Here is a 25,888-nt window from a genome sequence, read left to right as displayed (position 1 = left end):
CGCCATCGCGAGCAAGCTCGCTCCCACAAGGGCTCTGGGTAAGAGAAATTCTGCCGGGCGAGTTACTCCGAACGCAGAATCACCGTCATCCGCTCGTCAGCCAGCGTCGAGCCGAACACTTCGGCGTAGCGCAGGGTCGCATTGGCATGCTCGCGCATGATCGCCTCGGCACGGCCGCTCTGGCGATTGATCAGTGCGTCGAACACCGAATGGTGTTGCATGTGGGCATAGTTGAAGCGGCGAAACTCGCCGGCCATGTTCTGGCGATCCACCGCCAAGGCGGTGACTGAAGCGAAAGGCAGATGATCGTTGCGAGCCAGGGCGTCGGCGATCGCCGGGTTGTGGCTGCCTTCGACGATCACCTGATGAAAGCGCATGTTGAGGTCGTGATAGACCTCCAGGTCGTCCTCGGTCACATAACCTTTGGCGAACAGTTCATCCCCCTGCACCAGGCATTGCTCGAGTATCGCGCGCGCTTCTTCAGACAAGCCATGCTCAGCCGTCTGCCGTGCGGCCAGGCCCTCCAGCACGCCACGGACCTCCACAGCCCCGGCGATTTGCTCGGCACTGACCGAACGCACCTGAAAACCTCGCCCGCCAAAGCGCACCAGCAGCCCTTCCTGCTCCAGGGTGCGGAACGCCATGCGCACCGGCATGCGCGATACGCCGAACAACTCAGCCGTGGGAATTTCCATCAAGCGCTCGCCAGCGGCCAGCTCACCCGAGGCGATCATCTTGCGCAGCGCAACCAGCACCGTTTGGCCGGGCTTACTCATCCAGGCGATTCCAGAGAAAAGAAGCCGTCATAGTAGAAGGCTTGGCGCAACGTGTCACGGCAGTGCAAGGCCTTGATAAAAGCCGGTGGTTCTCAAATGCCCGCCAATTCCCGCAACTGCGCCAAAGTCCGCTCGTCCAGGCTAATCCCCTGCTCATTGGCCTTGCTGCGCTCGCGATGACGACGATCTCCCGGCAACCGCCGCAGCCCGACGCCATGCATCTGCCTGACCAGTTCCCGGCTGCGCTCGGCAAAGTCTTGCCCGGCGGCCTTGCTGGGGTCGATCACGATCAACAACTGGCCAGTCCACGGCGTCTTGGCGCCCGGATGATTGCTCCAGTCGAACTCGAAGGAAAAATTACCCCCGGTCAGGGCCGCCGCCAGCAACTCGACCATCATCGACAATGCCGAGCCCTTGTGCCCGCCAAACGGCAGGAGTGCCCCACCTTCGAGAATCGCCTTGGGGTCGCGGGTTGGTTGGCCAAGGCTGTCCACGCCCATGCCCGGCGGCAACAACTCGCCCTTGCGTGCAGCAATCTGCACGTCACCGTGGGCGATGGCGCTGGTGGCCAGGTCGAAGACAATCGGCTCACCGTCGGCCCGTGGTGCGGCGAAGGCAATGGGATTGGTGCCGAACAGTGGCCGGTCCGCGCCATGGGGCACCACGCAGGTCATGCTGTTGACCACGCTCAACGCCACCAGGCCTTCGTAGGCAAACGGCTCGACATCCGGCCAGAGCGCCGCGAAGTGATGGGAGTTGCGAATGGCCAGGACAGCGATACCGGCGCTGCGGGCCTTTTCCACCAGCAATGGCCGCGCGGCAGCCAGGGCTGGCTGGGCAAAGCCATTCCCGGCATCCACCGCGACGAACCCTGACGCCACGTCTTCGACCACCGGCACGGCCTTGCCGTTGACCCAGCCGCTGTTCAGCGTCGAGACATAACCGGGGATGCGGAACACCCCATGGCTATGGGCACCGTCGCGCTCGGCCCCGGCGCAGTTTTCAGCCAGGCACCGGGCGACTTCGGTCGACGTGCCATGACGCAGGAAAATCTTCTCCAGCAAGCTCACCAGAGCATCGAAGGACAGGGTGCAAGAGGCGGCATGATCGGATGGTGCAGACATCTGAAGCTCCGGAATGATTGTTGGAGGTAGCAACAGCGTGAAGGACCCGCCCGGTGATTAAACACTGTTTCAGGCGCGTACTGTCAATCCTTCCCCACTGCCGATCAAAGAAGCCCGGTGTGCAATAACTATGTACCACCTTTGCCCATCCATCGCTGCCTAGTCTGAGCGCTTACGCCCCATTCACGGCGCCTTGATCGAGAAGCAACGATGACCACTGAAACCACGCCACTGCTATTTCCCGAGGTATTGAACGCCACCCGCCTGGACCAACTGACCGCTCCCCACGGGCTGACCCAGGCCGACCTCGACTGGTTGCACCATGTCTCCCTGCCCAGCCATACGCAACGTGCGGCGCAGATGCCGCCGATGTCCGCCGAGACAATCCTGCTCCAGGCCGAGGACAAGGCACCGATTCCATTGGCCGGCTGCTTTACCCTCAAGGCCCTGCCAGATAACGACGCAGCCGACCACAAGTCTGCGTTCCTTTACACGCCGGACAAGGGGATTACCCAGTTCAGCGACCCGCAAGCCCTCGAGAACAAGATCGATGAAATGCTGCAGGACACCGCGGGGCGCGACGATCTGTTTCGCTACCTGTCGATTTCCCAGCGCAGCGAACTGAACAGCACGACCGACATCACACAAACCAGCCAGATCATCAACGAAGACGTTTTCAAGGCGCAGATCGAATCCATCGAATACGCCCAGCGCCTCAATGCCCTGGCCATGGTAGATGAGCTGATCAAACTGCCCGCACTGACCTCGATGCTTGACCAGGCATTGAACGAGCGGCTTCCCGACTTCGATCAACGACAGGCCCGCGTGGCGTTGCGCAAGGGTGTCCCGCTGGGCGATACCCATGCAATTCCGGTCACTGAGAGCATTGCGCTGAGCGACGCCGTGCTGGTGTACTTCCACCATCAGGGTTGGCCTGCCGGGCATGACGTCGACCTGACGCACCCCGGTACGAGCGCGCACACGGCGCAACAATGGGAAAACATCATCAAGGCCACGGCCAGGAACCTGATCCCCAAACTCAGCCAATGCATCAGTGCCTACTGGGAGGCGAACAGCCCCTTCCACCTGTCGCGCCGCCACTTTCTTGCCCGGGTCATTCGTGACGCACTGCGGGCCGCGATCCTGATCGAGCGCGAAAAAGGACAACTGACCCAAGCCCAGAGCCAGGAGCTGCTTCGACTGTTCAGGCCTTCGCGCCGGGAAGAGCCACTGCTGTTCATCGAAACGATTCGCCTCTGGGAATATGCGCCGCGCTTTGTCGAACTGGCGGGTTCGTTGATGATCAGCGGCAAGGATCATTATCTCTACACCCCCAGCCATGGCCTGCAGAAGGTCGCCAACTACCTGGGTTTCAAGGATGCGCTGTTCAAGCCCCCCGCCACAGTCGAGCCCGGGCAAGCGCTCTACAACCTCTTGAGCCTGGAAGAACGCAACCGTTTTCTGCGCTTCGACCAGCCGCAAGTGTCGGGCGAATCGGTGAACTTGCCAGTGGCCGAATCCCTGGCCGACGCGATCATTGCCAAACAGCTGGACAACTTGCACTACGCGTTGGAAATGTCCCGCCAGGGCGACGTCAACCTCCATTCACTCATCGACAAGGCGCTGGATATCCGCGCCTTGATCAACAAAAGCCTGCTGGATCAGAAAACCGATGGGCATTGGGGCACACGACCGGTGTTTTACGGAGACCTGCGACCGTCCAACTTCATGGCCGACCAACTGGAAAGGAAGATCAAGAGCTACACCGATGTCGAAGACGCCTTTCACACCCACTTCATCAAGCTGCCGCCCGCCAACACGGCCTTGCTGCACAGTGGGCTGGACAAGCTGCAGCCTGAACTGACCAACGTTTTCTCACTGGGCCTGCGGGCCGAGGCCGAACTCAGGGAGCGTGACGCAACGCTGCCGGCCGCCGCCCATGACTTGATCAGGAACGTTTTCGCCTACGACGCCGACTACCCGGACCGCACGCAGCGCCTGGGCGTCAGAGGTTTTCAACCGGATGTCTATTCGTTGAAGCTGACGTGCCGTACTGAAGAGCGCGTGATTTCCCTACACCTGACCAACTGTTTTTTAATGACCGAGCGCGGCGGCCTGGATACCCCCTACTCGGGCATGGCCATCCTTTGGTCCCCCGCCGGCGGCCTACAGGCTTTTGCGAACGTCGACCTGGCCACGGAGCAATTGAACAAAAACCTGCTGGACACTGGCAAACGCTTTGCCTGGCTCTCGAACCTGGCGCCCGCTCAACGCCTGCCCCACGGACGCTACCAACTCCAGGCCTATGAACTGCTGGAAGACAATGTGCTGGTGAATCGGATGAATTCGTTCATCGAACAGTTCAAGACCGAGCGCAATTACTTGAGCACGTTGAAGGTCGGGGATTGGAAACTCAGCGGATCGGCGTTGCGCAACAGCCTCGACGCCTTGCTGGCCAAAGGCGCGCCCACCAATCTGAAGCGCGCCGTGGACATCGCCCAAGCCAACAGGCGACAACAGACACTGCCCGCCTGGCTCGGTACGGCATCCCTGGAAGATCGACGCCTGCACATCGAACTGCTCGAGCAGTACAAGAACAGCGTGGTCGATGCCGATGCCAAGGACTATCTCGACGGTATCGAGCCATTGCGCACCTACGTGCATAAAAAGCTCAAAGCGTCACTGGACGCACGTTTCCCTGGAAAAAACCTCGACCCCGACACCCTCCAGATCACACCGAACCTTGCCGTCGTGGGGCCGGCCAGCGCGTTGACCGACTTTGCCTTGCATCATGTCGATGTGACCCGAAACGGCTTCAAGATTTCGTCAACCTCCACGCACAAACTGCCTGACGGCTTGAACGAGATGGCGGTCAGGCAAATATTATCGTCATTGGATATTCCCACCGCCTATAAAGCACAGGTCATGGACACGCTGTCCGGCTCTGCCGCGCCGGTCTTGCAAAGGAAGCGACGGTTCCGCCGACAACTCCCCTGGCAACTGCTGCAACACGCTCATGCCCGGCACCTGCAGCAACATCTCTCCAGCAAGGCATTCGACCTGATTCGCCAGGTACTGGACATGCCGGACGCCATCGCCCGTAGCGCGGTCGAAGGCGCCAGCGCGGTGTTTCGCCCAGTGGAACTGCTCAAGACCGGCGGCGCGGCGGCGGTCAAGGCCCTTGGGCTTTACCTGGTGGGTTCGAGCGCCCAGGCAAGCAACCCCCTTGTCCTGTATGCCCCTTATCACTCCGGTCATTGCTTTGCCGAATTCAAGGACGAAGCGAGTGTGGTCGCGGCATTCAACACGCCCGGCGCGCTCCAGGATTTGCTGATCCGCCGGCTTCCCAAAGACCAGCAAGCCATTTTCAAGAACCTGTTCGCTTCGACACTCGGGCACCTTTCGGAAATCACCCTGGGTTCCAACCCTGTTCGCACAAACCTGCTCGACACGCTGTTCGATGACAACACGAGGTTGCTGGCAGAGCTGTTGGGTTCCCAGGCACAGGACAAGCGCCAATTCGACTGGAGTACCGTCTTGCACCTGTTCAGCTCGGGCATCCGGTTAGTGGGAAGACAGTTGCCAGGCAAACTGACGTTCATAGAAACGCTGTGGGACAGTTACCAGGACTTCAAGGCTTCTTCCGAGGCCCTGCAAGCACGTGACTGGCAAGCCGGCTTGCACAACTTCATCGCCGGCGCCGCCGAGATGGTCTCGCTGGGCCTGCTCAATCGCGACGATACATTCGGTCTGCTCGATCCCGTTGAACCCGCCTTGCCAAGTGTCCCGTCGACGCTCAACTGGAAGGACATCGCTTCCACCGGCCAACTGCGTACCGACCTGGGCGTCTTCGAAGCCACTGGCGTCAGTCTGTCCAACCTGCAAAAAAACCTGGTTGATGGAACTTACAAGGCCATGGAAAACGGCAAGCTTTACATCCCCTTGGCCGGCAAAGTCTTTCAAGTGGCAAAAGCCGGCCAAACCTGGCGAATCATTCATGAACACGGCGAAGGGCCGTTATTGAAAAACTCCTCGGATGACCGGAAATGGGGGATCGACCCACAACGCCAAGCCATCCGCTTTGGCAAGGCCGGGTCGAAGATGGCCATCACCTATAGCGACTTCAAAGCCAAAGGTTCACTGAATATTGAAGCGCGAGGCATGACGGAAATACGCCGGAAATATCAGCATCGGGCAAATGCGATCGTGCAGGCCCTGGAGACCGCGCGGTTCTACTCGTTCAATGCCCTCCACAACCTCCATCAGCTCAAACAACAGGCTCTTCCAGGCTCCCGCCTGGACAGCTACCTTAAATTGTTTTTTGGTGTCAGCAACGTCGACGCCAGTCTGCTAAGCAAACTAGAGACAGCGATATCGCCAATATGCCGGGCATTGGCCGATCCCACCTGGGAACTGCAAAACGCGAACCGCATCGTTGTCGGCCACCTCAAACACCTGGAGGACAGAGCCACTGCATTCGTGCTCGAACCGGCCGCCGTTGGAAGAATCTACCTCACACAATTCTTCTTCGACATGGGATTGGATTGGTACAAGACCGTCGTCCCCGACACCTTTAATGTCGACGCCCATGCCCAGGCAGCGACCTTCATCCATGAAATCTCCCATCAGCTGCTCGACACCTTCGATATCATCTATCTGGACGCGGTACTGCCATTCCTCGACTTGATTTCAACAGCGACTTATCCAGGGCAAGTGCAATACACCAGGCAAAATGACCTGCAACTCAACGGACTTTCGTTGACCACCCCAAAATCCAAACTGTTCACGCAATGGGATAGCGCAGAAAACACCTACAAGAAGTTGGAGCTGCTGCCTTTATACAAAGAAACAACCCGGGAGATCCTGAAGATCACTGGCGCCAAAACCATGGACATCGCCCGCGATGATTTTCTGGATCCGATTTTGCCGGGCAAGCGCATCGACGTCATACTCCGCAACGCCGACTCGATCACGCTATTGATTTGTGAATTAGGACGGCAACTCGATGCGAGTCCCTCCCGGCAACTTGCCGTGCCGTGAGTTGCACAAGAGGGGGTTGTTGATCTTTTTTTCACGCAAAGTATGCGACGGTAGGCTACGACTGATGTTTGAGCGAAAAAAACAGGCTCATTGATGCGCAAACGCCATGACGGCAGTTCTCGGCAGCTCATGCCGAAGGTTAGAATGCGGCAAACCAGGACGAATCAATGACCGAACATACCCTCTCGGAAGCCGAATACGACGCCATTACCGATGCCGCAGCCCATTGGTGCATGCGATTGCATGCCGTCGACTGCACCGATGCCGAACGGCAGGCATTCAAGCAGTGGCACGATGCCGACCCCCTGCATGCTTTCGAATACGAAGCCATGCTGGAAATCTGGGATGTTGCCGATCATCTGCCGCGTGTCGAGGCCGCAGCCGCCACCGCCACTCCAGCGCCCAGGCCCCGGTCGCGCTGGAGCCGGTTGGCTGTCGCTGCCGCAGTGTTCGTCGTCGGCCTGCCCCTGGCCGCCTACACCGGCTGGAACCTGGACTGGATCGCCAATTCCTACCAGCGGTTCGAAGCCGGAACGAGCGTGCGCCATATCACCCTGAGCGACGGCAGCCAGGTGGAACTCAACCTGGGTAGCGAGCTGACCTTCGCCAACTACAAGAACGAGCGCCGGGTCACCCTGGAAAAGGGCGAGGCGTTTTTTGACGTCAGCCATGACAAACAGCATCCGTTTGTCGTGCGCGCGGGCCAAGGCCAGGTGCGTGTGACCGGTACTCGCTTCAACGTCTGGATGTACCAGGACCAGGTGTGGGTCACGCTGGTGGAAGGCTCGGTCAGGGTCACCAGCAACCAGGCGCTCACCCGTAACGGCCTGCAACTTTCGCCGGGCATGCAGGCGAGCTACAAGGCGGGCGATCATCAGCCCCAAGTCCGCGAAACGCCCCCGAACGACAGCTCGCTGGCATGGCGCAACGGCAAGCTGGTACTGGATGACCTCGCCCTGAGCGATGCACTGCCGTTGATCAACCGCTACCTCGAGCGTCCCGTCATGCTCGCTGACAACAGCACCGGCGGCCTGCGTGTCGGCGGTGTCTACAATATCAGCGAAGTACAGAACCTCGTGGCTTCATTGCCCAAAGTCCTGCCGGTCTACCTGACCCAGAACAAGGACGGCAACCCGGTGCTCAATTCCATCGGGCAGCGGCCGGTCCAATAACTGAAAGTCTCCCTGTGGGAGCAAAGCTTGCTCGCGATAGCGGTGGATAGATCTGCCTCGATCTGGAATGTACCGCCCTCATCGCGAGCAAGCTCGCTCCCACATTGGACGTGTGGGCAGCCCCCCCCTGTGGGAGCGAGCTTGCTCGCGATGACGCCTGCAAGCACAACAGCGGTTACTGCGTCGCCACCCTGCCCGCCTCATCACGCTCACGGATAATCACGGCCTGATAATGCGGATCGGCCTTGATCTGCTGTTCGGTGAAAGGCAGCACACTCCACTGCTTCTGCGAAAACGCCTGGGTCTGGTCGGCCGAATACGGTGAAGCGGGGTCGCTGGAAATGGAGAACGCCAACAATCCCTGGGCTTGCGGACCTTTACCGTCAAATGTCACCACTTGCAGGTAGCTGGTACCGCTGACCACCTCCCGCTTGCCGTTCGCTCCCGGCACGCTCTGGATCGCGTTATAAATGCCCAACTCCCCGGGGCCGCCGTGGATCGGCGTCTGTCGGCTGCCGCTGCTGGCCACCTGGACGTCCTGCCATCGGCTGTCCTTGGACAACCCCGCAACCTTCACCGCCTCCACCGAAGCCAGCATGGCCTCGCGCACAGCCTTGAACACCGGCGGTCGCTCGATCGCCAGGCCGCGGGGGGTGCGTTGCGGGTCTTTGGGATCGAACGCAACACGCCATGAATCCGGCACCGCCTGCAGCCGCTCCATGATCTGCTGGAAATACACAAACCCCAGACCGCTGTTCAGGCCGGCCTTGCGATCCCAGGCCTTGATGCTGGCACAGGCCTCGGCCAATGCCGGCGCATCGCCCCCCAGATCACCGGTGCAAACGCCGAGCAGGTCCGGCATCACCTGGTCAGCCAGGTAAACCTGATCGTCCATGACCATGCGCTGCAAATCCTCCACCTTCACCGGCCCATCCTTGGCCAACTGGCCCACCCGCTCCAGCGCAAAACGCGCCCGCAGACCCAGCGGCTGGCCTTGCTGGCTGATCACCGGGGAATAACCGGACAACGGCTGCGCAGGGTTGACCATCCAGGCCGAATCGTTGGAGTTCTGCACGTAATCGCGGCGCAGCAACTGCGGAAGCTTGTCGGCGGCATAAATGCCTTTTTGCACTGCGTTGGAATCGCTGCCCCAGGCACATTCGCTGCGGCTGCCATCCAGCACGATCAGCTGCAATCCGGCCCTGGGATCGCTGCACCGGGCCAGCTTGTCGGCGTCGACGTTCGGCACCACCGACACGTTCATGTAGAGGCTTTGCCCCTGGTCGTCCACCGCCAGGGTATTGACCCAGGGAATGCCTTGGATCTCATGGACAGCGTCCTGCAAATCCTTGAGGGTGACGGCCTTGTTCATGGCGTACCACTGGGCCAGCACGCGATCGTTTTCCAGGTTCGCGTCCCGCAGGCTATAGGCGAACTGGTTATCCCAGTCCAGCCGGCCGGGCCATTGCACGATCGGGCCGAACTGCGAGCCATAGACCACGCGGGAAACCGTCTGCACCTGGCCGTCGGGTTGCTTGATGTCCACCGCGACCGTCTGCTGGCTCATCGGCACGGATTTGCCATCGAGCAGGTAGCGGGTCGGATCTTTCGGGTCGAGCTGCAGCCGGTACAGGGTGAAATGCTTGGAACTGTCGACGGTGTGGGTCCAGGCCAGGTGCTGGCTGAAACCGATGTTGATCATCGGCAGGCCTGGCAGCGCCGCGCCCATGACGTCCAGCTTGCCGGGAATGGTCAGGTGCATCTGGTAGAAACGCATGCCGCCCACCCACGGAAAATGCGGGTTCGCCAGCAGCATCCCACGACCGTTGAACGAACGCTCACTGCCGATGGCCAGGGCATTGCTGCCGCGTTCCAGGGCAAAACGCTGCTGCCGGGTCGCGGCGGCGGCGAAACCGGCGACCGGGGCGTGCGCGCGTGCCGTCGCCTGGGGCGGTTGTGCGCCAGCCAGGGCTTCGGCGAACTGGCCGACGCCGCCTTCCACCAACAACCGACGGGTCAATTTGACCAGGTCCAGCGCAGTGATCGGCCGCACCCAATCGCTGGCGCATTGCTCGGGCAAGCCCTTGGCCTTGCGCTCGGCCAACGCGCGGTTGTAACCCGCCGCATAACCTTCGACCAGTTGTTGCACTTGAGGCGTCTGGGCCTGCCAGAAACCGGAGACCGCTTGCGGCGTGTTGAGCCAGCTGAAAAACAGATCGCTGACGCGGTTCTGCCGCTGCTCGACCGTGACCTGCTCGGGCCCGAAATAACGCGAGCGCTGGGCATTGACCGTGACGATCTCATTGGCCAGCAGGCACAGATTGTCCTGGGCGTAGGCATACCCGATGCCATAACCCAGACCACGCTCGTCCTGAGCCCGGATATGTGGCACGCCAAAACGGGTGCGACGGATCTCGGCACTGGCCTGTTGCCCATCGTCCTGTGCACTGACCACGGGGCTGAGCCCGAGGGCGATCCCTAGAAAAGCACCTGCAAGGCCAACCCTCGATAACTGCCCGGACATTCTCACGTTCACTCCTGATGAAAACTGCAGAAACCAGGACGGCTACCGGTGCGCCAGTAGACAAGCACTCGGCCCGCCTGGGAAATCACACGCCGTGTGCTGAACCGGAATGTGCCTACCTTGAAAACGAACCGGATGAAAAAAAATTAATGGCCGGACGCCGTTTGAATACGGGGGTTTGACGAAGCAGGGGCAATTTTTTCACATCACCGCCCTCATGATTGCGCATCCTCGTTCGTCCTATAACAGGAGAGTATTCGTGACCTTTTCTGATCTGGCTGGTAAGGAGTTTCTGCATGCGTAACGCGCAACTGCCCATGGAGGGCAAGCCAAGGCCGACCGGCGTCTCGCTGAGCGCCACCCACCGTGAATTCGAGAGGCCGCCAGAGCGCGGCGGCAATGACCACATCAGGCGCCTGCTCAAGAGCTTCGGGCTCAGGACCAGCCTGATTCGCCTCAAAGTCATCGACGCGTTGCTCAAGGCCGCCCACGAAAACCGCTGCCTGGGCGTGCGTGGTGTGCACAGCCAGTTATTGGGGCTGGACATTCCGTTGTCCTTTCTCAGCGTGCGCGAGGTGCTGAAGCGCCTGTGCAGCGAGGGCGTCGTGACCCTCAACCCCGATAAAAGCTACCGCCTGCACCCCAGCGCGATGGCCGTGCTCGAGGCCGAGGAATGAAGGCGGCGTTCAGGGCTTGACCTTGCGCCGCATCACGCCATTGATCACCACCACGATGACCGCCACGGCAATGGCGATGTATTGAAACAGCTGCTCGCTGATCATGCCCTTGCCCTGCATCCAGGACAGCCCGAGCATGATTGCCAGGACGACGAGGACGATCAGAATCGAGTATTTCAAACGTTGCGAATGAGTCATTGCCAATTTCCTGAATGTATCCGTTCTGTATCCGAAGGCTTGCCGATCCATACCTCATCTACCGGAATGACGACTCACCGACGGGGCCCTATGGTACAGCCGAAGGCGCGTCTTCGTGCAATCCGCTCGTTTTATCCCTTGGCTACCGACACCTAAAGCTGCGTCCCCCCAGGCCGATATATACGGAACTGCCCATTCGCCAGTTCCAGAAAATCGCCTTCGTGCAAGGATTCCTCGTATGCCCTCACTCCGAACGATCCAGGCTCGCTATACCCTGTTTCTGGTTATTTTCATGCTGGTGTTGTCCCTCCTGACCGTGGTGGGCATCAGTTACCTGGTCGCGCCCAAGCTGCGCCAGACGGAAGAGCAAGTGGCACTTAACCGCATCGCCGAGGTTGCCGAGCAGATCCAGGGCGAACTGAACAAGGTGCAGGCGCAGCAACGCAGCATTACCCAGACCATCCCGCTGCTCGACAGCGATGCCATCGACAAAGTGTTGCCGGGGCTGGTGGACCAGTACGGCGAGCTGAAAGTCTTCGGCGGCGGGATCTGGCCCTTGCCCAACCAGCGGGCCGAGGGACGCAGCAAATTCAGCACATTCTGGCACCGCGACGCGTCCGGCAAACTGGTGGTCAATACCTTCTGGAACAGTGACGCCGCGCCCAACTATTACGAACAACCCTGGCACAAGGGCGGCATGGCCACCCCACCGGGCAAATGCGCCTGGGCCGCGGCCTATAAAGACGACGCCAGCGCCGAACCACGCACCAACTGCGCCATGGCCATCCAGAAAAACGGCGTGCCTTACGGCGTTTCCACCATCGACGTGACCCTGGGCTTCTTCAATGAGCTGGTGGCACGCAAGGAAGCCGACCTGAGCGCCGAGATGCTGATCGTCGAAGGCGACGGCAAGATCATCAGCAACAGTTCGCGCATCAGTGGGCCGATCGTGCTGAAGAACATCAGCGAACTGGCGGCCACCTCGCCATTCGCCGCCCAGGTCAAGGCGGGCCTGGCCAAACGCGACCAGCCGCTGCAACGTGTGGAGTTCGACAACAAGGGCGAGGCCAGTACCTTCTTTATGCGCCCGATCGAAGGTTCGCCGTGGTTCCTTGCCACCGCATTGCCGACCCGCCTGATCACGGCCCAGCGCGATGATGTACTGAGCACACTGAGCCTGCTGCAGATCCCGATGGTGATCCTGCTGGTCTTGATGCAGCTTTACGCGATCCGCCAGTTGACCCATCGCATGAAGGTTCTCAAAGGCAACATCGACGCCTTGTCCACTGGCGATGCCGACCTGACCCGACGCATCACCATCCGGGCCGAGGATGAACTGGGGGCGATCGGGCACTCGGTCAACCGCTTCATCGCTTACCTGCAAGGCATGATCGGTGAAGTCACCCAGGCCACCGGCGCCATGGCGTCGAGCCTGGGCGATCTGCAGCGGACCTCGGCCCACACCAGCGAAATCCTGATGCGCCACGCCTCGGAAACCGACCAGACCGTGACCGCCATCACCCAAATGAGCTCCACGGCTGAAAGCGTCGCGCAAAACGCGGCCGAGACCGCGGCGTTCACCCAACGCGCCAACGAGCATGCCGATCGCTCCCGCGTGGTGGTCGGTGAGGCCTCCAACAGTGTGGTGGCCTTGATCGATGAAGTGGCCAGCGCCACCCGCAAGGTCGAGAGCATGCAACAGGACGCTCAGCGCATCACCGAGATCCTCGGTGTGATCGGCGCCATCGCCGGGCAGACCAACCTGCTGGCGCTCAACGCCGCCATTGAAGCCGCCCGGGCCGGCGAGCAAGGCCGTGGTTTTGCCGTGGTGGCCGACGAAGTCCGCGCCCTCGCCGCCCGCACCCAGGCCAGCACCTCGGAAATCAACGAAATGCTGACCCGCCTGACCCAAGGCGTGAGTTCGTCGGTCTCGGCCATGGAAAACACCCAGGCCAGTTGCCAGTCGGCCGCCGACGCGACCTCCCGCGTCAACTCGGGCCTGGACGAAATGGCCGGCTCGGTCAGCCAGATCAACAGCCTGAGCACCCAGATCGCCACGGCCGCCGAGCAACAAAGCGCGGTGACCGAGGAGATCAATCGCAGCATGGTGCAAATCCGCCACATGGTGGAGGAACTGGTGGAAAGTGGCCTGGCCAGCGAAACCAACACCCGGCAACTGCTGGAAGCCAACACACGGGTGAATGCGATCATGGGTCGGTTCAAGGTTCGCTAAAACCTCACCCTCCCCCTGTGGGAGTTGAGTTTCTGTGGGAGTTGAGCTTGCTCGCGATGCAGGCGACTCGGGGTCAAATTGCTACCGAGGCGCTGCTATCGCGGGCAAGCCTTGCTCCCACAAGGCCTTTCCCCCACAAAGCCTCGCTCCCACAGGACTGTATTCGCCCTCCCAACCTGACAATTCTGTAATCCCCGCCTCAGCCCCCTGTCAGCTCGTGCTCGCTACTCTGTTATCCTTGCGCCAAACCGTTCGACACGAGACCTCCTTCATGGCCAATCCCCTGCACCTGCTCGCCTTGAGCGCCCTGTTCATGACCACCCTGGCCCAGGCCGCCGAACCGGTCACCATCGATGTGCACCGTGACGCCAATTGCGGCTGCTGCAAAAAGTGGATCTCGCATTTGCAAGAAAACGGCTTCAAGGTCAACGACCATGTCGAAGCCGACATGGGTTCGGTCAAGCAACGCCTGGGCGTGGCGCCAAACCTGCGCTCCTGCCACACCGCCGAAATCAACGGCAAATTCGTCGAGGGCCATGTCCCGGCCGACCAGGTACTGGCGCTGAGCAAGCGCGATGACTTGCTCGGTGTGGCCGCACCGGGCATGCCCATGGGCTCGCCCGGCATGGAAATGGACGGCATGAGCGACGCTTATCAAGTGATCGGCCTGAAAAAAGACGGGACCCAAACCGTAGTGGCGGATTACCCGGCCCACTGATGGGCCAAGCCTATATCGGCTTGTTCTTGGCAGCATTTGGCGCGGCGACCTTGCTGCCGCTGCAATCGGAGGCCTTGTTGGTCGGCCTGTTGCTCAGCGAGCACTATGCTGTCTGGCTGTTGCTGGGGGTCGCCACGCTCGGCAACGTCCTGGGTTCGCTGGTGAACTGGTGGCTGGGCACGCGCCTGGAACACTTCAAGGACCGGCGCTGGTTTCCGGTCAGCCCGACACACCTGGACAAGGCGCGCGTGCATTACCAGCGCTTCGGCCGCTGGTCGCTGCTGCTCAGTTGGTTGCCGATCATCGGCGATCCGTTGACCCTGGTGGCCGGGGTGATGGGTGAGCCATGGCGCCGCTTCCTGCTGATCGTGACCGTTGCCAAAGGCTTGCGCTATGGCGTTCTCGCCCTGGCCACGCTGGGCTGGATGGGTTGAACATTCGGGCCGTTCGGTTGCCTGTGGTTAATGTCGCCATAATCGGATCGCGCCAGGATCGGCGGCGGCCACAAGGAGATTGACCATGTCCCGAACCCCCACGCGCTGGTTGCCCAGCCTCTTGCTCAGCGCCGCCCTGCCCCTGCTCGCCCAGGCCGCCACCCCGCCGGAAGGCCCGGCCTACGGCGCCCAGTTGGAGGGCTTCGAATACCCCTATACCCTCAAACACTTCGCCTTCCAGTCCCAGGGCAAATCGTTGCAGATGGGCTATATGGACGTGCCGGCCCAAGGCAAGGTCAATGGCCGCACCGTGGTGCTGATGCACGGCAAGAATTTCTGCGCCGCCACCTGGGGCGATTCGATCAAGGTGCTGAGCGAAGCCGGCTACCGGGTCATCGCCGCGGACCAGGTCGGTTTCTGCACCTCGAGCAAACCCGAGCATTACCAGTACAGCTTCCAGCAACTGGCGACCAACACCCAGGCCTTGCTCAAGGCCCTCGGTGTACAGAAAGCCATCGTCCTCGGCCATTCCACCGGCGGCATGCTCGCCACCCGGTACGCCTTGCAGTTCCCCGATCAGGTCGAGCGCCTGGCGATGGTCAATCCCATTGGCCTGGAAGACTGGAAAGCCTTGGGCGTGCCCTACCGCACCGTAGACCAATGGTACGCCCGTGAGCTGAAAGTCACCGCCGAGGGCATTCGCAATTACGAGCGCACGACCTATTACGCCGGCCGCTGGAAACCTGAGTTCGACCGTTGGGTGGACATGCTCGCCGGCTTGAACAAGGGCCCGGGCCATACACAAGTGGCGTGGAACTCGGCGCTGATCTACGACATGATCTTCACCCAGCCGGTCTATTACGAGTTCAAGGACCTGACCGTACCTACCCTGTTGTTGATCGGTACCTCCGACACCACCGCCATCGGCAGCGACATCGCGCCGTCTGCGGTAAAGGCCAAACTGGGCCACTACGAGGTATTGGGCAAGCAGACCGCCGGGCTGATTCCCCGCTCGACCCTGGTGGAGTTCCCCAATCTGGGGCATGCCCCGCAGATGGAAGAGCCGGATCGGTTCCACAAGGCCCTGCTGGGCTGGCTGGACAAACCCATTCCCTGACGAGGTGTTCCATGGCGGTGCAAATAGCAGTCATAGACGATTGGCAAGATGTGGCACGCGGTGTGGTGGACTGGTCGGCGCTCGACAGCGTCGGCCAAGTGACTTTTCTCCACGACTATCCCGCCGACCGCGACACCCTCGCCGAACGTTTGCAGCGCTTCGAGGTGATCTGCGTGATGCGCGAACGCACCGTGTTCGACGAAGGCCTGCTGCGCCGCCTGCCCAATCTCAAGCTGCTGCTCACCGGCGGCATGCGCAATGCCGCCCTGGACCTGAAGGCCGCCGCCGAGCTGGGCATCCAGGTGTGTGGCACCGATAGCTACAAGCACGCAGCACCCGAACTGACCTGGGCGCTGATCATGGCCCTGGCCCGCAACCTGGTGCAGGAAGCCAACGCCTTGCGCGCCGGTCTGTGGCAACAAGGCCTGGGGGGTGACCTGCACGGCAAGACGCTGGCGATCCTCGGCCTGGGCAGCATCGGTACACGGGTGGCGCAGTTCGGCCAGGTGTTCGGCATGCGGGTCATCGCCTGGAGCCAGAACCTCAGCGCCGAACGGGCCGCCGAAGTGGGTGTGACCTACGTCAGCAAGCAGGCGTTGTTCGAACAGGCCGACATTCTCTCGGTCCACCTGGTGCTCGGCGAACGCACCCGCGGCCTGGTGGATGCCCAGGCGCTGGGCTGGATGAAACCCGAGGCGCTGCTGGTCAACACCTCCCGCGGGCCGATCGTCGATGAAACCGCCCTGATCGACGCCCTCCAGCACCGGCGCCTGGCCGGTGCCGCCCTGGACGTCTTCGCCCAGGAACCCTTGCCTCTGGCCCATCCATTCCGCACCCTGGAGAACGTGCTGGCCACGCCTCATGTGGGTTATGTCAGCCGACAGAATTACCAGCAGTTCTATTCCCTGATGATCGAAGACCTGCTGGCCTGGGCGGCGGGCCAGCCGATTCGGTTGCTGACGCCGGCGGGCTGAATCCTACCCAAATACTCAGGACAACTTCCTTCTGTGGGAGCGGGCTTGCTCGCGAATGCGGTCTGTCAGTCACACATTTGCCCGACTGATGCATCGCATTCGCGAGCAAGCCCGCTCCCACAAAAAGTGTGTTTTGAGTGCCTACAGTTGACATCGAAACGCCATCAATCAGCCCGCCCTCCAATGGTGCATCGCGCCATTCCATCGCGCACGCCAATGAACCAACGCCCTCCCCCTACACTTTTTTCTTTGCAGGAAACTGCACTTCGTCGGTGCGTATTCCCCTTCGTCGTGTAAGACATTGCCGCTAAAAAACGTGATTGTCGGACAATGCGACGAACCGAGGCGCACCGCTCTAGGATATGACCTAGACTGCCTAACCGGGGGGAAAACCGACCGGTCATCCAGACGAAAAAAAGTCGAAACTTTTCGCAACGGCGACAGGTCAGGTTAGAGGTAGGGCAACAGCGACTGGTGCAGTCCTTGCACTGGTCATTGCAACAGCTCCTTCAGCTGATTCGCTTCGCCGCGTTTGGGTAGCCGTCGCTTTCCTTGCGTAGCGCTTGTGCGCCTGGCCGCAGGATTTGGCCAATGAAACAACAGCTCTGGCGCTTGCCGGAAACAGATCGAGAAAATGGGAGATATTTATGATCAGTGCTGCCTTGGAACCACAACAAGTCCGTTCTCAATTACCGCCGGCGGCCGAATCGCCGACGGCTCCGGTGCTGGCCACCGGCGGCAAGGCACTGCTCCCCGTCGTTCGACAGAATCCCAATCGCAAGAAAGTCTTGTTCGTCACCTCGGAAATCGCCGACCTGGTCAAGACCGGCGGCCTGGGCGATGTGTCCTCGGCACTGCCTCGGGCCATGGCCGGGCTGCATGATGTCCGGGTGCTGATCCCTGGCTATCCGCAAGTGATGAACAGCGGCAATCCGATCCACATCGTCGGCGAACTGGGTGGCCACGCAGCACTGCCGCCCTGCAAAATCGGGCGCATGGACATGGCCGACGGCCTGGTGATCTACGTACTGATCTGCCCCGAACTGTTTGCCCGCGAAGGCTCTCCCTACGGCGCCAACAACGGTCGCGACTGGCCGGACAACCACATTCGCTTCGCCCGCCTGGGCCTGGCCGCCGCCGACATCGCCGCCAACCTGGCACAGATCCACTGGTGCCCGGACCTGGTCCACGCCCACGACTGGCCAGCAGGGTTGGCGCCGGCCTACATGCACTGGCGCGGGCAACGCACCCCGACCCTGTTTACCATCCACAACCTGGCGTACCAGGGCGTGGTCAGCCTGGCGTCCTGCCCGGAACTGGGCATCCCCGAGCACGCCCTGCAACAGGAAGGCATGGAGTTCTACGGCAAACTGTCGTTTCTCAAGGCCGGGATGGCCTACTCCAGCCATATCACCACTGTCAGCGCCACCTACGCCCAGGAGATCACCACCCCGGCGTTTGGTTGCGGACTCGACGGTTTCCTCGCAGCCAAGACCCAACAAGGCTTGCTCAGCGGCATCCCCAACGGTATCGATGAAAGCTGGGACTCGGCCACCGACACCCACCTGTTCCGTCAGTTCGCCATGGGCGACTGGGAAGGCAAGGCTGTCAACGCCAACCATGTGCGTGAACTGTTTGGCCTCGACGACTCCACTGGCCCGCTGTTCGCCGTGGTGTCGCGCCTGGTCTACCAGAAAGGCCTGGACCTGACCGAAGCGGTCGCCGAGTTCATCGTCGAATCCGGCGGCCAGATCGCCATCATCGGCCGCGGCGAACCGGAGGAAGAACAGGCCATGCGCGAACTGGCACTCCGCTTCCCCGGGCGCATCGGCGTGCGCATCGGCTTCAACGAAACCGATGCGCGGCGGATGTTCGCCGGCAGCGATTTCCTGCTGATGCCGTCGCGCTACGAGCCCTGCGGCTTGAGCCAGATGTACGCCCAACGTTTCGGCTCGCTGCCGGTGGCGCGCAATACCGGAGGCCTGGCGGACACCATCGAAGATGGCGTCACCGGTTTCCTGTTCGACGAGTCCACCGTGGAGAGCTACCAACAGGCCTTGAGCCGGGCCTTCAAGGTCTTCGAGTTCCCCGGCCTGCTCAACGCCATGCGCTGCCGGGCCATGTCGGCACCGTTCAACTGGTGCCAGGCCGTGGAACCCTACGCCGAACTCTACGAACAGCTGGTGGCGAAGTCACTGGGAAAATCGGCCAGACAATGAGGTAACAATGACGTCAAGGACGCCTGAGACATGGACCCACGGGGCGGTCATGCTGGATGACGAGCACACCCGCTTCGCCCTCTGGGCCCCGGATGCCTTTTTTGTCAGTGTCGAGCTCGACACTGGAGATTCAATACCGCTACTGCCCCAAGCCGACGGCTGGTTCATGATCCAGACCCGTTGCCCCGCCGGCACCCGCTACCGCTACAACATCGATGGCGAGCTGGAGGTGCCGGACCCGGCCTCCCGCGCCCAGGCCGGCGACATCGACCGTCACAGCGTGGTGGTCGACCCCCATGCCTACCCCTGGCGACACACCCAATGGTGTGGCCGTCCCTGGCACGAAGCCGTGATCTACGAATTGCACGTGGGCGCCCTGGGCGGTTTCAACGGTGTCGAACAGCATTTGGCCCGCCTGGCCGGGCTGGGCGTCACCGCCATCGAGCTGATGCCGCTGGCGCAGTTTCCCGGCGATCGCAACTGGGGCTACGACGGGGTCTTGCCCTACGCGCCCCAAGCCTCCTACGGCACGCCTGAACAGCTCAAGCATCTGATCGACAGCGCCCACGGCCATGGGCTGTCCGTCATCCTGGATGTGGTCTACAACCACTTCGGCCCCGATGGCAACTACCTGCACCGCTATGCCAAGAGTTTCTTCCGCGAAGACAAGCACACGCCCTGGGGCGCGGCGATCGATTTCCGCCGCCGGGAAGTGCGGGATTTCTTCATCGACAATGCGCTCATGTGGCTGCTGGAATACCGCTTCGACGGCCTGCGCCTCGACGCAGTACACGCCATCGAAGCTCCGGACTTTCTCCAGGAACTGGCGGCCAGGGTGCGCGAACAGGTGGACCCGGCCCGGCATGTCTGGTTGACCGTGGAAAACGAACACAACCAGGCCAGCCTGCTGGAACAGGGCTACGACGCCCAGTGGAACGACGATGGCCACAATGCCTTGCACGTACTGCTGACAGGCGAGACCGACGCCTACTACGCCGACTATGCCGAGCAGCCGACGGAACAACTGGCACGTTGCCTGAGCCAGGGTTTCGTCTTCCAGGGCCACACCAATCGCCACGGCGAATCCCGGGGCGAACCCAGCGGTCACCTGCCACCGAGCGCATTCGTGCTGTTCCTGCAGAACCATGACCAGGTCGGCAACCGTGCCCTGGGCGAACGCCTGCATCAGCTCGCCCCGTCCCAGGCCTTGCAAGCGGCGACAGTCTTGTTGCTGTTGTCACCGATGATCCCGCTGCTGTTCATGGGCGATGAGGTGGCCGCCGAACAACCGTTCCTGTTCTTTACCAGTCATCACGGCGAACTGGCAGAACTCGTGCGCGAAGGCCGACGCAACGAGTTCAAGGCGTTCAGTGCCTTTGCCGATCCGCAGAAACGCGAGCGGATTCCCGACCCCAATGCGGCCAGCACCTTCGAGGTTTCACGTCCAAGCCTGGAATCGCAACGCGTGGAGCAGCAGGCCAGCGAGGCGCTGTATCGCCAACTGCTGAAAATCCGCCGTGAAGAGATCGTCCCGCGCCTGCCCGGTGCCCAGGCTCTGGGGGCCGATGTGCTGGGCCATGGCGCTGTCAGCGCACGCTGGCGACTGGGCGATGGCAGTGTGTTGCGCATCGACCTGAACCTTGGCGACCAGCCTGTCGCACACCCTGCCCCGGAAGAGGCACGCATTCTTTTCGAACATCCGCAGCAGGTCGTGGGTCTGTTGCAACAGGGCGTCCTTGCGCCCTACAGCGCGCTGGTCAGTCTGACGCAGGCGACAACCTTGCCCAACATCACTGGAGAGCGCCTATGAGCGATGCGCAACTGGAAATCCTCGCCAGCCGAGCGGGCCTGGCGGTGGATTGGATCGATGCCAATGGCCGGGCCCAGAAAGTCTCGCCGGCGGTCTTGCGTTCGGTCCTCACGGGCCTGGGCCATCCAGCCGGCAGCGCCCAGGAAATCGATGCCAGCCTGCTGCAGCTGCAGGAAGATCAACAGAACCATAAACTGCCACCGCTGATCACCGCCGATGTCGGGGCCAGCCTGGACTTGAGCCGCTACTTCGAGGCCGGGATACCCTGCGAAATCAAACTTGAAGACGGCGCGACGCTGAATCTGAACCTCGATGCCGACGGCAAGCTGCCGGGCATGGTCCCGGTGGGTTATCAGCATGTCAGCATCCGGGACCAGCATTTCACCCTGGCCGTCGCGCCCGCCCGCTGCTACAGCGTGGCCGATGCGGTGGACGACCCGACGCCTCGGGCCTGGGGCCTGAGCGCGCAGCTGTATGCCTTGCGACGCCCCGGTGACGGCGGCTTCGGTGATACCCAAGCCCTGGAAGAACTGGCTCGGGTGGCTGGCGAGCGCGGTGCCGAAGCCATTGCCATCAGCCCGATGCACGCGATGTTCAGCAGCGACACCGGGCGCTACAGCCCCTACTCGCCGTCCAGCCGACTGTTTCTAAACAGCCTGTACGCCGCCCCCGGCACCATCCTCGGTGAACGCGCCCTGCGCACCGCCATCGACGCCACCGGCTTGACCAACCAACTGCGCAACCTGGAAGAGCAGCCGCTGATCGACTGGCCAGTCGCCGCCCAGGCCAAGCAGAAAATCCTCCGCGCCCTGTACGACGGGTTCAGCCAGGGCGCGCACCCGCTGCATGAAGACTTCAGCAGTTTCCGCCACACCAGCGGCGAAGCCCTGGAAAACCATTGCCGCTTCGAGGCCTTGCAGGCCGAACGCGCCGCCCGTGGCGAAAGCCTCGACTGGCGGCAGTGGCCGGAAGAATGGCGCGATCCGCGCAGCGCGGTCCTGGCCCATTTCGCCGAAGAAAATGCCGACGAAATCGGTTTCTACGCCTTTTGCCAATGGTTGATCGCCCGTTGCCTGGAACGCGCCCAGAGCGCAGCCAAATCCAGCGGCATGGGCATCGGCCTGATCGCCGACCTGGCGGTAGGTGCCGATGGCGCTGGCAGCCAGGCCTGGAGCCGGCAGGACGAACTGCTCGCCTCGTTGACCGTGGGCGCACCGCCGGACATTCTCAATCGCTCCGGCCAAGGCTGGGGCATTTCGGCGTTTTCCCCGGAAGGCCTGGTGCGCAACGGCTTTCGCGCCTTCATTGAAATGCTGCGGGCCAACTTTGCCCACGCCGGTGGCTTGCGCATCGATCATGTCATGGGCTTGCAACGGCTCTGGGTGATTCCCAACGACGCCCCACCCAGCGACGGTGCCTACCTGTATTACCCGGTGGACGACCTGTTGCGCCTGCTGGCACTGGAATCCCATCGGCACCAGGCCATCGTACTGGGCGAAGACCTCGGTACCGTGCCGGATGGCTTGCGGGACAAACTCAGCGCCCGCTCGATCCTCGGCATGCGCGTGCTGCTGTTCGAACAGGACAACACCCATTTCAAACCCATCCTCGACTGGCCGGACAACGCCCTCGCCACCACCAGCACCCATGACTTGCCAACGCTCAACGGCTGGTGGCACGGTCACGACATCGACTGGAACGCCCGGCTGGACCTGATCGACTCCCACACCGAAATCGACTGGCGCAAGCACCGCGAGCGCGAACGCGAAGGTCTGCGCCAAGTGCTGAATCAGGATCCGCAGAATTTTCGCGAAGAACACCGCGAGACCGACCAGGTGCTGGATGCCAGCGTGCGCTTCCTCGGCCACACCCGCGCACCGCTGGTGTTGTTGCCACTCGAAGATGCCCTGGGCATCGAGGAGCAGGCCAACCTGCCCGGCACCATCGACACCCATCCCAATTGGCGCCGCCGCCTGGCCCGGCAGAGCCAGGCGTTGCTGGATCACCCGGACGCCGCCCGGCGTCTGGAAATACTCGCCTGCGCGAGACTTCAGGCGAACGAGCGTGACCGATGAAACAGCCATTGATCCAACCTCTGCGGGCAACGTTGCGCCTGCAGTTCCATAAAGGCTTCACCCTGGACGATGCCATACCCCAGGTACCGTACTTCGCCGCGTTGGGCATCAGCCACATTTATGCCTCTCCGCTGCTCAAGGCCCGGGCCGGCTCCATGCACGGCTACGACGTGGTCGATCCGACCCTGGTCAATCCCGAACTGGGTGGCGAAGCCGCGCTCAAGCGCCTGGTTGCAGCCTTGCGCGAGCACAGGATGGGCTTGATCCTCGACATCGTCTCCAATCACATGGCCGTCGGCGGCAATGACAATCCCTGGTGGCTGGATCTGCTGGAGTGGGGTCGACTCAGCCCGTACGGCGAGTTCTTCGATATCCAGTGGCATTCCCCCGACCCGCTGATGGAAGGCCAGTTGTTGCTGCCGTTCCTGGGCAGCGACTACGGCGTGGCCTTGCAGGAAGGCACCTTGCAACTGCGCTTCGATGCCACCCACGGCAGCTTCTACGTCGAGCACTATGAACACCGCTTCCCGATTTGCCCGATGCACTACGGCGAGCTGCTCAAACCCGCCGAAACCCTGCCCGTCGAACAGGCCGAATCGCTCAAGATCCTGGCTGAGCGCTTCACCACGCTCAATTACCAGACCGATGCCCACGCTCTCGCTCGCCCGCTGCAAACGGAGTTACGGGACCTGGCGGCACCCGCCGGCATCCTGGCCGCCATCGAGGCCAACCTGGCTGGCTACGACTCTACCCAGCCCCAGGGTTTCGAACGCCTGCATCAGTTGCTGGAGCGCCAGAGCTACCGGCTCGCCAGCTGGCGCACCGCGGCGGACGACATCAATTGGCGGCGTTTTTTCGATGTCAATGAATTGGGCGGGCTGCGGGTCGAGCGTCCGGCGGTATTCGAAGCCACCCATGCCAAGATCTTCGAACTGATCGGCGAAGGGTTGGTGGATGGGCTGCGGATCGATCACATCGACGGTCTTGCCGACCCTCGTGGTTACTGCCGTAAATTGCGCCGACGTGTGAATTCGCTGTCGCCGACCCGACACCTGCCGATATTCGTCGAGAAGATCCTCGGCGATGGCGAGACGTTGCGGCGGGACTGGAACATCGACGGCAGTACCGGCTACGAGTTCATGAACCAGGTCTCGCTGTTGCAGCATGACCCGGCCGGTGCCGCCCCCCTTGCCGAATTCTGGAGCCGGCACAGTGAGCGGCCGGCGCACTTCATCGAAGAAGCCCGCCTGGCTCGCCAGCAGATACTCAATGGCTCCTTGGCCGGGGATTTCGAAAGCGTTGCCCAGGCCCTGCTGCAAGTGGCCCGGGACGATGTGATGACCCGTGACCTGACCCTGGGCGCGATTCGGCGGGCCTTGCAGGAATTGGTCGTGCATTTCCCGGTGTATCGCATCTACATCACGCCGTTGGGACGCTCTGCTGAAGACGAGGTGTTTTTCAATCAGGCCCTGGAAGGCGCCCGGCAAACCCTCAGCGAAGCCGACTGGCCGGTGCTCGACTGCCTGGCCGGCTGGCTCGGTGGAATGCCTTGGCGGCAGCGCCCCCGCGGCAGCCAGCGCAAACGCCTGCGCCACGCCTGCGTACGCTTCCAGCAACTGACCTCGCCGGCCGCCGCCAAGGCCGTGGAGGACACCGCTCTCTACCGCTCGGCGGTGCTGCTGTCGCGCAATGACGTGGGCTATGACACTGAGCGTTTCAGCGCCCCGGCGCAGGCGTTCCACCAGGTGTGCCTCGAACGCCTCGAGCATTTTCCCGACAACCTGATGACCACCGCCACCCACGACCACAAGCGCGGCGAAGACACCCGCGCCAGGCTGGCCGTGCTCAGCGAGCGCGCCGACTGGTACACCGCCTGCGTGGAACAATGGCGCATCCTCTCGCCTTCGCTGCACAGCGACCCGGCGGCGCCCTCGGCCAGTGATGAACTGATCCTGTACCAGGCGTTGCTCGGCAGCTGGCCGCTGGACCTCGATCTCCAGGACCACCAGGCGCTGGCCGCCTACAACGAGCGCCTGTGGCAATGGCAACGCAAGGCCCTGCGCGAAGCCAAGTTGCAAAGCAGCTGGGCGGCGGTCAACGACGCTTATGAGCAAGCCACCCAGATGTTCCTCGAACGCCTGCTGCTGGGCGATGAGGGGCTGCCCTTGCGCAACGCCATCGCCGAGGCGGTCCAGGCCGTCGCGCCGGCGGGCGCCCTCAACAGTCTGGCGCAAACTTTGCTGCGCATGACCGTACCCGGCGTACCGGACCTGTACCAAGGCAACGAGTTCTGGGACTTCAGTCTCGTGGACCCGGACAACCGCCGCCCGGTGGATTTCCAGGCACGCCGCGAAGCGATGCAGGCCGACAACACCCCAGCCGCGTTGGTACGCGATTGGCGTGACGGTCGGGTCAAACAGGCATTGATCGCCCGGACGCTGGCCGTACGAGCCGAGTATCCGCAGTTGTGGCGCCAGGGCCGCTACCAACCGCTGGAAGTGCTCGGTGAGCAGGCCCATCGGGTGCTGGCCTTCATGCGTGAGGACTCGCAACATCGGGCGATCGTTGTCGTACCTGTCCATGCGGCGCATTTGCTGGAAAACAGTGCCGTGCCGCTGGTGGCTGCGTCGGATTGGGGCGATACCCGCGTATCGTTACCGTTCGCCGCCAAGGATGAAAAACTGAAGGGACTTTTTTCAAGCGCAACAGTCACACCCCAAAGGGAGCTGCTGATCAGCACCGCGCTGGGGAATTTCCCGGTCAATGTCTTTATCCAACCTTGAGTTGAATCAGGAGC

General features: G+C 61.9%; 16 protein-coding genes. 12 read left to right on the top strand and 4 right to left on the bottom strand.

Going from position 1 to position 25,888, the window contains the following annotated elements; genetic code table 11:
- Positions 1-62 precede the first annotated feature (62 nt).
- Both IB266_RS03665 and IB266_RS03660 read right to left on the bottom strand, forming a co-directional pair.
- Positions 63-776 carry a GntR family transcriptional regulator gene (locus tag IB266_RS03665; protein ID WP_003202123.1) on the bottom strand — a complete coding sequence of 238 codons (714 nt, stop codon included), beginning with the start codon at positions 774-776 and terminating at the stop codon, positions 63-65.
- Between the two features lie 92 nt (positions 777-868).
- Positions 869-1,900 (bottom strand): Ldh family oxidoreductase, encoded by a 1,032-nt coding sequence (locus IB266_RS03660; RefSeq protein WP_192260202.1) that lies wholly within the window; start codon positions 1,898-1,900, stop codon positions 869-871.
- A gap of 210 nt (positions 1,901-2,110) precedes the next feature.
- Here IB266_RS03660 and IB266_RS03655 point away from each other — a divergent pair, with 210 nt between their 5' ends.
- Together IB266_RS03655 and IB266_RS03650 are read left to right on the top strand one after the other, a co-directional pair.
- Positions 2,111-6,940, top strand: a complete 4,830-nt coding sequence (locus IB266_RS03655) for a dermonecrotic toxin domain-containing protein (protein WP_192260201.1) — start codon at positions 2,111-2,113, stop codon at positions 6,938-6,940.
- A gap of 167 nt (positions 6,941-7,107) precedes the next feature.
- On the top strand, positions 7,108-8,112 hold the full coding sequence (locus IB266_RS03650) for a FecR family protein (protein ID WP_192260200.1): 1,005 nt from the start codon (positions 7,108-7,110) through the stop codon (positions 8,110-8,112).
- 175 nt (positions 8,113-8,287) lie between these two features.
- Here the strand turns inward: IB266_RS03650 and IB266_RS03645 are convergent, their stop codons facing one another.
- Positions 8,288-10,636, bottom strand: a complete 2,349-nt coding sequence (locus IB266_RS03645; protein ID WP_192260199.1) for an acylase — start codon at positions 10,634-10,636, stop codon at positions 8,288-8,290.
- Positions 10,637-10,932: 296 nt separating this feature from the next.
- Between IB266_RS03645 and IB266_RS03640 the strand changes: the two genes are divergently transcribed.
- Positions 10,933-11,313, top strand: a complete 381-nt coding sequence (locus IB266_RS03640) for a hypothetical protein (protein ID WP_060742244.1) — start codon at positions 10,933-10,935, stop codon at positions 11,311-11,313.
- Between the two features lie 9 nt (positions 11,314-11,322).
- Here the strand turns inward: IB266_RS03640 and IB266_RS03635 are convergent, their stop codons facing one another.
- Positions 11,323-11,511, bottom strand: coding sequence for a hypothetical protein (locus IB266_RS03635; protein WP_042731964.1), 189 nt, complete (start codon positions 11,509-11,511; stop codon positions 11,323-11,325).
- A 238-nt stretch (positions 11,512-11,749) separates the two neighbouring features.
- On the opposite strand from IB266_RS03635, the gene IB266_RS03630 reads away from it, so the two are divergent.
- From IB266_RS03630 to IB266_RS03590, 9 genes are all read left to right on the top strand, one after another.
- The gene (locus IB266_RS03630; protein WP_192260198.1) at positions 11,750-13,744 is read left to right on the top strand and encodes a methyl-accepting chemotaxis protein; all 1,995 of its coding nucleotides are present in this window, start codon (positions 11,750-11,752) and stop codon (positions 13,742-13,744) included.
- Between the two features lie 271 nt (positions 13,745-14,015).
- Positions 14,016-14,462, top strand: a complete 447-nt coding sequence (locus tag IB266_RS03625) for a DUF411 domain-containing protein (RefSeq protein ID WP_192260197.1) — start codon at positions 14,016-14,018, stop codon at positions 14,460-14,462.
- Complete coding sequence (locus tag IB266_RS03620; RefSeq protein WP_092164390.1) at positions 14,462-14,896, top strand: YqaA family protein; 435 nt, start codon at positions 14,462-14,464, stop codon at positions 14,894-14,896. Before IB266_RS03625 ends, IB266_RS03620 begins: the two co-directional genes overlap by 1 nt.
- 85 nt (positions 14,897-14,981) lie before the next feature.
- Positions 14,982-16,013, top strand: a complete 1,032-nt coding sequence (locus IB266_RS03615) for an alpha/beta fold hydrolase (RefSeq protein WP_192260196.1) — start codon at positions 14,982-14,984, stop codon at positions 16,011-16,013.
- An 11-nt stretch (positions 16,014-16,024) separates the two neighbouring features.
- Positions 16,025-16,987 (top strand): D-2-hydroxyacid dehydrogenase family protein, encoded by a 963-nt coding sequence (locus IB266_RS03610; RefSeq protein ID WP_192260195.1) that lies wholly within the window; start codon positions 16,025-16,027, stop codon positions 16,985-16,987.
- Positions 16,988-17,634: 647 nt separating this feature from the next.
- Entirely contained in the window at positions 17,635-19,206 is a 1,572-nt protein-coding gene (glgA, locus tag IB266_RS03605) for a glycogen synthase GlgA (protein ID WP_192260194.1), read from the top strand.
- 7 nt (positions 19,207-19,213) lie between these two features.
- Entirely contained in the window at positions 19,214-21,016 is a 1,803-nt protein-coding gene (treZ, locus tag IB266_RS03600) for a malto-oligosyltrehalose trehalohydrolase (protein ID WP_192260193.1), read from the top strand.
- Complete coding sequence (gene malQ, locus IB266_RS03595) at positions 21,013-23,091, top strand: 4-alpha-glucanotransferase (RefSeq protein ID WP_192260192.1); 2,079 nt, start codon at positions 21,013-21,015, stop codon at positions 23,089-23,091. The genes treZ and malQ overlap by 4 nt, the downstream gene beginning before the upstream one ends.
- On the top strand, positions 23,088-25,874 hold the full coding sequence (locus tag IB266_RS03590; RefSeq protein ID WP_192260191.1) for a malto-oligosyltrehalose synthase: 2,787 nt from the start codon (positions 23,088-23,090) through the stop codon (positions 25,872-25,874). Before malQ ends, IB266_RS03590 begins: the two co-directional genes overlap by 4 nt.
- Positions 25,875-25,888 lie beyond the last annotated feature (14 nt).

The organism is Pseudomonas sp. Pdm06, assembly GCF_014851795.1.
In the GTDB taxonomy this organism is placed as follows: Bacteria; Pseudomonadota; Gammaproteobacteria; order Pseudomonadales; family Pseudomonadaceae; genus Aquipseudomonas; species Aquipseudomonas fluorescens_AA.
Note: the sequence above shows the minus strand (reverse complement) of the source record. Positions and strands in the feature narration are given on the sequence as shown.